Below are 12,058 nucleotides of genomic sequence, written 5' to 3'. Positions count from 1 at the left end.
AAGGAAGGCAATCGCGCCCGGTGGCGCGGCCGGGCTTCAAACCCGGTTGGGGACGGCATCCGTTCCCGGGCAGGTTCGACTCCGGCTGCCTTCCGCCAGTTTTCTCAAGGCAGTGGCGGTTTAATGTGGGAGCGAGCCTGCTCGCTCCCACAGGTTTTGAGTGTAGACACACAGTTTGTGATCGACACCAATCCCTGTGGGAGCGGGCTTGCCCGCGAAGACGTCAGCAGCCACAGCGCTTACTCAGGGCTTGTTACTGCGGCAACTCCAGATTATCCAGCACCCGACTCACTGCCAGCTCGCCGAGCATGATCAGTTGGGCAATCCCCAGCAGCGTTCTGCGCTGCGACGCGGGTATGAGGTGGGCGAAGTCATGGGCGATGGTTCTGGCGGAGGCGAGGGTTTCGCTGGCATCGGCCAGCAGTTCCTCGTTTTTGAAGTCTGCGGTGACGGCATACATCCGGCGGGTTTTACGCGGTGGTGGCGTGGAGCCGGGTGCGCAGAGGTAGTGATCGAGGGCGCGGTCGGCGGCTTCGTGGAGTTTGGTGGAGTCGAGGGATTCGTAGGGGGAGGTGGCGTCGGTTTCCGGCGGGTTTGGCGTTAGTTTGGTCATGATGGAGCTCCTTGAGATGTGGAGCCGTTAACCTTCGCTGCTAAACGAAGAGGGTGGCGGCTGTACGCGGGTTAGCAGACCAGGCTCAAGGATCCCGGCGCACCGAAGTGCCCCACGCAAAGCCGCCATAACGTACTGGCGGGACCGCGTGCCTTGAAATTGCCGAGCTGCTAAACCCGATCGCTGATTCGTCAGCGACCGGACCACAATAGAACCCGACCCCAAAGCGCACAAGCCGGCGGATTCTGGCTAGGCTGTAGGCAATGGCGCAAGGATTTGTAGCCTTGGAGGTGTGTCTGGAGGTGTATTTTAAACGGCTTCGTTTAAATGGCGATTTGCCCTGACTCACTGACCCCTTCGCGAGCAGGCTCGCTCCCACATTACGCGTTTCCCTGTGGCAGCGAGCTTGCTCGCGAAAGGGCCACCCCGGTCAGCAGAAACTTCGATGAAGTCCCGCTGCCCATATCGCTGGTTGAATAAATCCGTCCCTTTTCTCCATTGGCTGACTCGTCGCGGTCGCGAACACGCTCCCCCAAGCAGATAGTTTACTTACTGCTGTTATTTAACAATAAGCAGCTTGGCTGTTTTCACGGGATGAATTGAAAATTATCCAGGTGTACCTCTTGCGCGCTTAATACTCCTTCGATTCGTAATCTGAATATTCGTGGAGTCGAAAATCGTACAAAAACACTCTTTCCAAACTCCACTTGAAAGAATTGCGTATCTAAGGCGCTCCCGGATTTGTCATACGTTGTCAAATTAAAATCTGCAGCTGAAATCCCCACAATATAGAAGTTGATGCTGGAGTAGGGTGATCTGAACTGGTAATCCACTATACTGTTGTCGCGTATGATTAATCTTGATCCTTGCAATGTGCCGCCTGGACCGCCTACAGAATGTCGGTCAACCTTTACGCTACCTGTCCCGCTGACCCATGTTAGTTGTCCGCTACGAATCTCATGATATGGCACGCCTTTAGGCTTTACTTCGAAATTATCCGAACGAAAATCCTCGCTTATTGAAAGCTCTATTGGACGCACACCCTTTTCATCAGATATCAATCCATTATGTAAATCCTTGGCCCGAAAATAAAATACAGCATGCCCGTAAAGGTCCGTGACCGATTTTTCCCAGTAACCGGTTGTCGCATTGGTAGGAACTTCACCTAAGGACGAACCAACGCCATTGAGTACTTCGACGATCGACCCTTTTGTGGCGTAGCCGCTTAGTTTGACCGCTCTTTCTAATGTGAAGCGATTTAGTCCCGGGATTTCGATACCGCTCGGTAGGCCTTTTATTGAGGTGATCGTTGGACGGATTTGCTCCGCAATCTTAACGGTGTAAGTGCGTAGCGGAAAGTTCACCGCCTGATCAATATCTGACAATTTTTCAAAGTTAACCTTAAATGTAATCTTCAGAGAGCTTCCATCTTTTAGCTCTCGTAACCACGCGATCTGCGCTTCCGTCACTAACCCTGCCGCCTGCTGATGCGCTGCGCCCGCCCAAAATACTTTTTCGACGGCGTTACCGTTCTTGTCGGTCCCGTTGAAACGGAGCCAGATGCACTGGCCCTGAGTCTGCAACAACCATTTTTCGATTCGCAGTTTTGCGCCTTCAGCCAGTTGACTCACGTCCAGACCATTACCCACCGCACCATCTATGGTTGGCGTCGGCAATCTGCTGTCTCCATCAGCTATCGCCAGCACGTTCAGAGACAGTTCTTTGGAGTCCTGCGGCACTCCGTTGCGGATGACCGTGTAACTCACCTTCACCGTTTTGCCCAAATTAAACGCCACCACTGTATTGGGCAGGGTTATTTCCTTATCCATCTGAGCGGTCACGCTAACCGGCCCTACCGTGACGCTGCCTTCGCCCGGCGTACCCGACCAGGTGACGCTAACTTGGGTGCCGATCATGTCGTTGTAAGCTGGTACTTTCGCGGTCAACGTGTCTTTGGCCGCGAACGGATCAAGGCTGGTGCCCGAAGCTTGTTTAATCGTCGGCGGGGCCAGATCGGGCGCCGCCTCACCAATGATGTCAGCCGTGGCCGTCCTGGATGTGCCGATGACGTTGCCCTTCGGGCGTTCAACCTCAAAACGCACCTGCAAGTTTTTGCCGGAAACGAGCTGATCATTGGGTATATGAACAATGCACGGATCCAGTCCGCCAAAATCACCAGCCGGGAACGCACCCCCTTCTGTCGCCTTTTCTACTGAATCGCCCAACTGGTAATACGCCGTCACCCAGTCGCCTAGCTGGTACAGCGAATGGTTTGGTAGCACCACCACTAACAGTGGGCCGCCATCCAGTTTCTTGAGATCCACTATGTTTGGATCATCCGTGTTATCGGCGGCTTTTTCGCGCAGCAACGGCATAGGCAAGAACACCCGCTCAAGATCAATGTTCGCAAAAATTAACGTTGACCAGCGGCGGTTGTGGGTGGCATTGAGCAGTTGATCGACCACGGTGTAGGAAAACGGGCAATTTTCCAGGCTGCCAATCATTTCGAACTTGGCGCGGTCGATCAGCACCGAGACAGGCTTGTCGACTTCATCGGGTTTGACCGTGTAGGTGAAACGTTCGCGGTTGATCTCGTAGGTGATGGTGTCGTGAGCTTTGCGGTACGGGTAATCGAAGGTGAGCAGGACGCCCTTGTCGACTTCGTCCTTGTCGATGCTCGGCGGGTTGCCCAGTTCGGCGGGCAGGCTGATCGCCAGTGCCGGGTGGTCCCCGGTTCCCGGGACGTTGTTGCCACCGGGCAGGGTGGCGCTGTACAGCGCCCAGAGTTCCGTGGATTCGCTGATATTGCCGGCGTGGTTTTTAAGTTTGTACTGAATGACGTTGATAGCACCGTCGCCCAGGTCAGATTGAAACAGGTCGAAGGTCATGATCTCGTCGACGACGCTCTGCGCCGGACCGTACTGGACACCGTTGAGCCACAGCGTGATTTCTACGTACTGACCGGTGTCCAGAGGCGGGTCGACGAGCACCTTGACGGCGGCGGCGAATGGGTCGTTTGCCCGAGTCACCTCCTTGAAAATCCCCAGTGGCACCCCTTGCACCGGCACGCCGGCCGGCGGCGCAGGGTCGCTGATGACACCGTTGGTGGCCAACGCGATCGTGGCGGGATAAAGGACGAGCGCTTCGTCGTTTCGAGCAATTGCCATGGGACACCTTCCTGGGTGAATGGCCAGAATGAGCGCTGGCCTCGTACAGCGATCAAACACCGGGCGGGGAAGGTTGGCTACTGTCAACTCTGACAGGTGGCGACGAATGGTAAGGGGTGAAATCGCAGTCTTGGGCTGTTCCTGCGCGGCAGCCGAAGACTGCGATCTGCCACTTAGCGCATCAAACCCGCAAACGAATCTGCCGCCCCAACACATCCATCACATCACACCCGTCACGCAGCAACATCGCTGCCGCGTGCGCCAATTGCTGCACGTCGGCGCCTTTGGCCGAGGCGATATCCAGACTGGCCAGGCTTTCCATCATTTGCGTGACTGCGAGAAAACGGCTGGCGGCGCTGCTGTGCAGGACGTCGAGCGGGGCTTGGGTGGAAACCAGCAGAACGGGGATGCTGTGTTCGTTGTGGGTCATCGACAGGTGCGAATTCATGCGTCACCCCTGGCCTGAGCGGCTTGCTGACCGTTGATGGAGGCCACGATCAAAGCGCGCGCGTTGGCGAGCATTTGCTGGCTGGCCCAGCGCAAGGAGCTGCTGTGGTCCGGGCGAGCGACGTTGGGGGCTTGATGGGCGAGGACTTCGGCGCAGTTGAGGTAGACTGATCTGGCTTAATGATTCTGGACACCCCTAAAGGGCGGTAATCTACGCCCAGCGACGAGGTGTGATTTGACCAGACGATATTTTTCGACAGATTTTAAACGGGATGCGGCTTGCCTGGTTTTGGATAAAGACTATTCGGTGAGTGAAGCCTGCGAGGCAATGGGTGTGGGCCCTACAGCTCTGCGCCGCTGGGTTGAGCAACTGCGTGCGGAGCGCAGCGGCAAGACACCTGAGAAGTCCAAGGCCATGACTTCTGACCAACAACGCATCCAGGAACTGGAAGCAAAAATTCGACGGATTGAGCGCGAGAAGGAAATTTTAAAAAAGGCTACAGCTCTCTTGATGTCGGATTCCCTCGATCGGTAAGGCTGATCGAGGAGTTAAGCGAGCAATATCCAAGATCCGAGTTGTGTGGCGTATTTGGTATCAACCGCAGCAGTTATTACGAGCGTCTGAAACAGCGGACAAAAGTGGACGTCGAGCGCGATCGCCTCAAGATCAAGGCTGCTGAATTACATGAGCAAAGTCGTGGATCAATGGGCGCGCGCAGCCTGGCAAAGGCGCTGTGTAACGAAAAGGAGTCGGTAGGTCGTTACATGGCTCGTAGCCTGATGCGCGAGCTCGGGTTGAAGAGCCAGCAACGGCGCAGACATCGTTACAAACCAAGCGGTGCGGAAGCGCAATACGCCCCCAATCATTTGGAGCGTAAGTTCAACGTCGAGGCCCCCAATCAAGTGTGGTGTGGCGACGTAACTTACATTTGGGCCGGTACTTACTGGGTTTATCTGGCTGCTGTGCTCGATCTGCATGCCCGACGCATCGTCGGCTGGGCGATGTCCAGAAGTCCTGATTCGGCTCTGACTTGTAAAGCGTTGAAGTTGGCTTTCGAGTCGCGAGGACGCCCTGAAAACTTGATGTTCCATTCGGATCAGGGTTGCCATTACAGCAGCAAAATGTTCCGTGAAACGCTATCGGAGATGCGCATAAAACAGAGCATGAGTCGACGAGGAAACTGCTGGGATAACGCCCCGATGGAACGTTTCTTTGGCAGCTTGAAATCTGAATGGATACCCAAGGCTGGCTACCGAAACGAAGACGAGGCCAGTACCGATGTGTTGCGCTACCTGACCCATTATTACAATCGGATCAGGCTACACAGTTACAACGGCTATCGAACTCCGGTAGCCATGGAAGCGTTGGCAGCATGAGAAATGACCTAAACCCTATAACCGTGTCCAGTATCGTTTGACCAGATCAGTAGACGGCTGCGTGTTCGAGGGCGTCGAGGAGGGGGAGGTCGGGGCGGACGGTGAAAGGGTGGTGTGTGAATTGGTCGCAAGGAGTCGAGGTTGTGGTTGCTTGCTTCATAAGTGAGGTATCTCTTTCAAAATTGAAGAGAGCTGCCACTTGATCGCCGTCAAACGAATGGGTGGCAACTGTGCGCAGGTTGACGGACCGGTCCTCACAAACCCGGCGCATCCGAGGATGCCCCACACAAGTCACCATATGCAATGAGCGGGCACAAAAGTGCACGAGCAGAGAAAGGCTATGCGCGTAGTGAGAAGTCCAGGCCGTCAAACCCGGTCACGAATGAGTCGTGACAGGGCGCGAGGATAGGGAGTGAGGCCAACCCCGTCAACCGCCGCCAACCTTGCGAACTTGCCTCATCCTTTTGTAGGAGTGAGCCTGCTCGCGATAGCGGTTGTTCAGTCACAAATATCGTGTCTGACCTGCCGCCATCGCCAGCAGGCTGGCCCACAGGTTGATTGCATTTCAAGTCGGTTTGAGCGCGCGCCGCCAACCTCCCGCGATGCGCCAGGCTTGCGGCGCAGACGCTGTATTGAGTTTCTGGAGTATTTTTTACCGACTGGGCCTGACCAGGCGCATCGGCGAATCACGGCAGATTCGTTACGACAACGCGCTGGCCACTGCCAACGCGCAATGAGTCAAAGGAAGGCAATCGCGCCCGGTGGCGCGGCCGGGCTTCAAACCCGGTTGGGGATGGCATCCGTTCCCGGGCAGGTTCGACTCCAGCTGCATTCCGCCAGATTTGGCGAAGTAAAAAAGCGGCCTGTTTTTACGCTCTTTTTAGTTAGGATTTGTCTTGAAGGTGATCGTTCGTTTGTTCCTATAGCGCTTCATCCGTTGATTATGAGACGAATATTTTGGATTTCCTTTGAGTGTGGGCCGCTCATGTGGCGGGAACCCAAGAGATCTTAATTAAACTAAAGCCGAGATCGTTTGGAGTTGGCTCGGCGCCAGGTGTAACTTCCAGCGTGGTAAAGGGCTCTCCCTTTGAAATGTATCTGAAAACTCCTTGACCATCGCCATAGGAGGGAGGCTACCCGATTCGATAACAGAGCCATTGGGCCGTAAGACACGGAATGTATTGTTCACACCATTTACATATCTATAGTGGAAAGTGAAGTTTTTTGTGTTGCCACCAAATGTAAAGTGCAGGAGGGAATTGCGTACGACGAAGAGAACCATCTCGGGCGATTGTATGTCTACGGATGTATAAGCAGTATAACCATTATAAGAAGCTCCGTCGTTGCGCACGGCTGTCAGGGTCATTCCGCTAGTGTATCTTTGAGGTACTTGCGTTGGTATCCTGCCAATCGGAATTCCAGTCCAGGTATGTGAAAATTCGAGACTAAGTGTGCGTGGGGCCGAAACTGGGTTGTTTCCATAAAGTCCTTTGACAGTAAAGCTGTGTGCCCCAGTCAGATTCACATTGGTAAGCGACCATGAACCTGTGTTTGCATCGGCAACGATGCAACTTAATGAATTTTCATAATCCAAGACTTCAACCTTTTGACCGAGTGCAGCAAATCCGCTCAGATTCGCCATTTTTTCGTTGGTTACATCTTTGTCTGGAATTTCGTTGCCACTCGGGGAGCCTTTGACTGACGTCAACGTTGGTGCTGTGGCGGCTGTAACGGTCAATGTTCTGGCCGTGGAGGATTCCTCCTCGCCGTACAACGCCTTGGCGGTAAAACTGTGCGGAGCGACAGTCAGGCCGGTGACGGTCAATGTCCAGATCCCGGTTACCGGATCGGCGGTGGGTTCGCCTTTGGATGTCGTGCCGTCAAGCACCCTGACTTTCTGGCCCTCGGCAGCGATGCCGGTCAGGGTTACGGCTGTTTCGACAATGATTGCACCCTCGGGAATATCATCACCGCTAGGCGAGCCTTTTGCCGAAGTTATCGTCGGTGCAACATCTTCTGTCACCGTCAAATTCCTAACATTCGAATACAACGGATTGCTCGGATAACAAGCCTCGGCGTACAAGCGCCGGGCGCCGAGTGGCACGGTGATCGAGAGCTCCCAGATACCTGTCGTTCTGTCGGCGGTCGCCGTTCCCTTTGTTGCAGCCCCTGAACCAGTGCCGTCAAAGATCTCGACTTGCTGACCCAGGCTTGCGGTGCCTTTGAGTTTCAGTTCGGTGCTGACCGTCGTGGCGCCTTCTGGCACTTCCATATTGCTGGCATCCAATACATTGCTCAGCGTCGGTACAACGATTGCTGTAACGATCAATGTTCTGGCCGTGGAGGATCCCTCGGAGCCGTACAACGCCTTGGCGGTAAAACTGTGCGGGGCGACGGTCAGACCGGTGACGGTCAATGTCCAGATTCCGGTTCCCGGATCGGCGGTGGGTTCGCCTTTGGAAGTCGTGCCGTCAAGCACCCTGACTTTCTGGCCCTTGGCAGCGATGCCGGTCAGGGTTACGGCTGTTTCGACGATAATCGCGCCCTCGGGAATATCGTTACCGCTGGGCGACCCGCTCATCGAAGTGATGGTCGGCACCACATCCTCAACAGCCTTGATCGTATAAGTACGTACCGGAAACGTCTGCGCAGTGGCTTCAGTCGTATCTTTATCGAACGTAACCTTGAACTCGATCTTCAACTCCGAGCCATCCTTTAATCCCCGTAAATCAACGACTGGCGCATAGGGGTACATGCCATTGGGTAGGCCGGCGGAGGGTACGGGCGTCGCGTTATAGGTCTGCGAACTGTACGGCGAGTTATCGGCTTTGGTGCCGACATAACGCATCCAGAGTTTCTGCCCGAGCGCGATAAGCGGCCATTTAGCGATCCGCGTACTGGCGGTATCGACCAATGCGTGGACATCCACCACCTCACCCGGCATACCGTCGATTTCAGGGCGGGGTAAATCCTTCTGTTGCAGTGTCTGCACCGTCAGCGTTAATGACAGCGACGGCACCGGCTCATCGCTGCCACGGCTCACGGTGTAACTCACCGTCACCGGTTTGCCAAGGTTGAAGGCCACCACTGATTGCAGCAGTGGGATCTCCTGCGGCCCGACCGTCGCCACCGGCCACGGCTCAGTAGTATGCGAGCCATCCGCGGGGGTGCCTGCAGCTGCGGCCCAGGTCACCGTGATTTTGTCGTCGACGAGCATGCCAACATAATCGATCACGGCTGTCAGCGCGTTCTGCGCATTCAGCGGATCAAGGCTCGCGCCCGAAGCTTGTTTAATCGTCGGCGGGGCCAGATCGGGCGCCGCCTCACCAATGATGTCAGCCGTGGCCGTCCTGGATGTGCCGATGACGTTGCCCTTCGGTCGTTCAACCTCAAAACGCACCTGCAAGCTTTTGCCGGAAACGAGCTGATCATTGGGTATATAAACAACGCACGGATCCAGGCCGCCGAAATCAGCAGCCGGAAAAGCACCAGCTTCGGTGGCCTTTTCTACTGAATCGCCCAACTGGTAATACGCTGTCACCCAGTCGCCTAGCTGATACAACGAATGGTTTGGGAGAACCACCACTAACAGTGGGCCGCCATCCAGCTTCTTGAGATCCACTATGTTTGGATCATCCGTGTTATCGGCGGCTTTTTCGCGCAGCAGCGGCATCGGCAAGAACACCCGCTCAAGATCAACGTTGGCAAAGATGAACGTTGACCAGCGGCGGTTGTGGGTGGCATTGAGCAGTTGATCGACCACGGTGTAGGAAAACGGGCAGTTTTCCAGGCTGCCAATCATTTCGAACTTGGCGCGATCAATCAGCACCGAAACAGGTTTGTCGAGTTCATCGGGTTTGACCGTGTAGGTGAAACGTTCGCGGTTGATCTCGTAGGTGATCGTGTCGTGAGCTTTGCGGTAAGGGTAATCGAAGGTGAGCAGGACGCCCTTGTCGACTTCGTCCTTGCCGATGCTCGCCGGGTTGCCGAGTTCGGCAGGCAGGCTGATCGCCAGCGCTGGATGTTCGCCGGTTCCCGGTACATTGTTGCCACCGGGCAACGTGGCGCTGTACAGCGCCCAGAGTTCTGTGGATTCGCTGATGTTGCCGGCGTGGTTTTTTAGTTTGTACTGAATGACGTTGATGACATTGTCACGCAGATCAGATTGAAACAGGTCGAAGGTCATGATCTCGTCGACGACGCTCTGCGCCGGACCGTTCTGTACACCGTTGAGCCACAGCGTGATTTCTACGTACTGACCGGTGTCCAGAGGCGGGTCGACGAGCACTTTGACGGCGGAGGCGAGTGTGCCGTTGGCCCGTGTCACCTCCTTGAAAATCCCCAGTGGCGCCCCTTGCACCGGCACGCCCGCCGGTGGCGCGGGATCGCTGATCACACCGTTGGTGGCCAATGCGATCGTGGCGGGATATAGGACTAGCGCTTCGTCGTCTGCACGAGCAATTGCCATGGGACACCTTCCTGGGTGAATGGCCAGAATGAGCGCTGGCCTCGTACAGCGATCAAACACCGGGTGGGGAAGGTTGGCTACTGTCAACTCTGACAGGTGGCGACGAATGGTAAAGGGGGAACGACGAAAATCGCAGCTTTGGGCTATTCCAGCGTCATGCGAACTTGCCTCGTTCTTTTGTAGGAGTGAGCCTGCTCGCGATGGCGGTTGGTCAGCCACAAATGTTTGACTGATCTGCCGCCATCGCCAGCAGGCTGGCTCCCACAGGTCGATGGCATTTCAAGTCAAGCCGCCGTCAGAAACCCAACGGATACTCAATCACCACATAAACCCGGTCAATATCATCCCCGGCCTGCGCCTCATTCGCCCGGTGGGTGACGTGCGACAGCTGCACCGACAGATCCTTTGCCGCGCCGGACTGGACGACGTATTTCAAGTCGATATCGCGTTCCCAGTGTTTGCCGCCATCGCCTTGCTGTGGCTGGTATTGGCCGCTGTCGGCGTCGAACGGGTTGTAGGCGCCGCCTCTGGGCGCGTGGGTGCCGTCGATGTGGCTGCCGGTGACGTAGCGGGTCATGAATTTCAGGCCGGGGATGCCGAAGGCGCCGAGGTCGAGGTCGTAGCGGGCTTGCCAGGAGCGTTCGTTGGCGCCGTTGAAGTCGGCGTATTTGATCGAGTTGGCGAGGTAGATCGAGTCGCCGCCGACGAAATCGAACGGGGTGTCGCCGTTGATGCGTTGCCAGCCGAGCATGACGGCATGTGGGCCGAAGCTGTATTTGCCGGACAGGCTGAACGCGGTGTTGTCGATCTCGCCGGCCAGCGCGCGGCCGGTGTCGCGGGTGTGGTAGAGGTTGGCGTCGAGCAGCAGCCCGGATTGTTTGAAGTGCAAGTTGCCGTAGTACTGGTGCCAGGTGTCGCTGAGCTCCGAGGCGTACAGCGCGCCGCCCAGCGGATTGTCGCTGAACAGGTCGGCGCCGATAAAGCTGATGCCGCCGGCTTCGGTGTTGGCGCCGTAACCGTAGAAATCGCCGTGGCCGGAGGAGCTGTCCTGATTCTTGAACGCCGTGAAGTGGCCCGCGACCAGGTTGAGGTTGTCGAACTCGGCGCTGTTGAGCAGAAAACCTGTGGCGTATTCCGGTTGCAGGCGTTTGTCGGAGGTGTCGAACACCGGAGTCTCGACGGTCATTTCACCGAAGGCGAGGGTGGTGCGGGAAGCCTTCAGTTTCAGCGCGCCGCCGGCGCTGGAGTAGTCGTTTTCGCTGCGGCCGTTGCTGTCGACGGGCAGCAGACCGGTGCCGGAATGGCCTCTGCCGCCGTCCAGTTTCAGACCGGCGAAGGCGTGGGCATCGATGCCGAAGCCGACGCTGCCTTCGGTGAAACCGGATGAGAAGGTGCCGATAAAGCCCTGAGCCCATTCCTGTTTGTAGTTTTTGCCGGAGGGCGTGGGCGAGCGGTAGTCGTTGCTCAGGTAGAAGTTGCGGCTCAGTACCTGGCTTTTGGCATCGTCGAAGAAACCGCTGGCATGGGCGGTGGCATTCAGACCACAGAGCAGCGCAAGCAGGGTGAGGCGCGATGGGGCGCGGTCGATCATGGTCAGTGTGCCAGCGGTAGTGGAGATGGCTGGGATGATCGGGGAAATGGGTGCGAAGGGATTGCGCGGATGTGCTCAGTTTTCGCCGTGACACAGAACCTTGTAGGAGTGAGCCTGCTCGCGATGGCGGTGTGTCAGTCAATTTCATCCAAGCTGACACACCGCCATCGCGAGCAGGCTCACTCCTACAGTTGATCGGGTGTCGGCTTGAGGACAGTGGTGAATTGGCTGGCGTCATCGCTGGCGAGCCAGCTCCCACAGGGATGTTGGGGATGCTTGATTATTGAGCCGTTACACAAAACCTGTGGGAGCTGGCTCGCCAGCGATAGCGGTTGAACATTCAACCTTTCACTGACTGAAAGTCAGCTATCGCCAGCAGTCTCGCTCCCACAAGG

General features: G+C 56.3%; 6 protein-coding genes, 2 tRNA genes and 1 pseudogene. 4 read left to right on the top strand and 5 right to left on the bottom strand.

Going from position 1 to position 12,058, the window contains the following annotated elements; translation table 11 throughout:
- Positions 1–2 precede the first annotated feature (2 nt).
- Positions 3–98 (top strand) — tRNA-Sec (locus M0746_RS11935).
- Positions 99–253: 155 nt separating this feature from the next.
- Here the strand turns inward: M0746_RS11935 and M0746_RS11930 are convergent.
- From M0746_RS11930 to M0746_RS11920, 3 genes are all read right to left on the bottom strand, one after another.
- Positions 254–613: a DUF6124 family protein gene (locus M0746_RS11930; RefSeq protein WP_258449316.1), complete on the bottom strand. Its 360-nt coding sequence runs from the start codon at positions 611–613 to the stop codon at positions 254–256.
- A gap of 587 nt (positions 614–1,200) precedes the next feature.
- Positions 1,201–3,780, bottom strand: a complete 2,580-nt coding sequence (locus tag M0746_RS11925) for a hypothetical protein (RefSeq protein ID WP_258449315.1) — start codon at positions 3,778–3,780, stop codon at positions 1,201–1,203.
- A gap of 181 nt (positions 3,781–3,961) precedes the next feature.
- The gene (locus M0746_RS11920) at positions 3,962–4,228 is read right to left on the bottom strand and encodes a short-chain dehydrogenase (RefSeq protein ID WP_258449314.1); all 267 of its coding nucleotides are present in this window, start codon (positions 4,226–4,228) and stop codon (positions 3,962–3,964) included.
- A gap of 234 nt (positions 4,229–4,462) precedes the next feature.
- Between M0746_RS11920 and M0746_RS11915 the strand changes: the two genes are divergently transcribed.
- The 3 genes and pseudogenes from M0746_RS11915 (at position 4,463) to M0746_RS11910 (ending at position 6,443) form a co-directional block, all read left to right on the top strand.
- A protein-coding gene (locus M0746_RS11915; protein ID WP_446731262.1) for an IS3 family transposase occupies positions 4,463–5,604 on the top strand; the annotation gives its coding sequence in 2 pieces (ribosomal slippage) (positions 4,463–4,724 and positions 4,724–5,604; 1,143 coding nt in all).
- 592 nt (positions 5,605–6,196) lie between these two features.
- Positions 6,197–6,341: pseudogene (locus M0746_RS29450) on the top strand (SelB domain-containing protein); the annotation flags it as partial.
- Positions 6,342–6,347: 6 nt separating this feature from the next.
- Positions 6,348–6,443 (top strand) — tRNA-Sec (locus tag M0746_RS11910).
- 173 nt (positions 6,444–6,616) lie between these two features.
- Here M0746_RS11910 and M0746_RS11905 read toward each other — a convergent pair.
- Together M0746_RS11905 and M0746_RS11900 are read right to left on the bottom strand one after the other, a co-directional pair.
- A complete protein-coding gene (locus M0746_RS11905) occupies positions 6,617–10,072 on the bottom strand; it encodes an Ig-like domain-containing protein (RefSeq protein WP_258449313.1) in 3,456 nt (1,151 codons plus the stop codon).
- Positions 10,073–10,367: 295 nt separating this feature from the next.
- Positions 10,368–11,663 (bottom strand): OprD family porin, encoded by a 1,296-nt coding sequence (locus tag M0746_RS11900; protein WP_258449312.1) that lies wholly within the window; start codon positions 11,661–11,663, stop codon positions 10,368–10,370.
- Positions 11,664–12,058: the final 395 nt, after the last annotated feature.

Origin of the sequence: Pseudomonas sp. S11P7 (assembly GCF_023195435.1) — a bacterium.
Lineage (GTDB): Bacteria > Pseudomonadota > Gammaproteobacteria > Pseudomonadales > Pseudomonadaceae > Aquipseudomonas > Aquipseudomonas fluorescens_G.
Note: the sequence above shows the minus strand (reverse complement) of the source record. Positions and strands in the feature narration are given on the sequence as shown.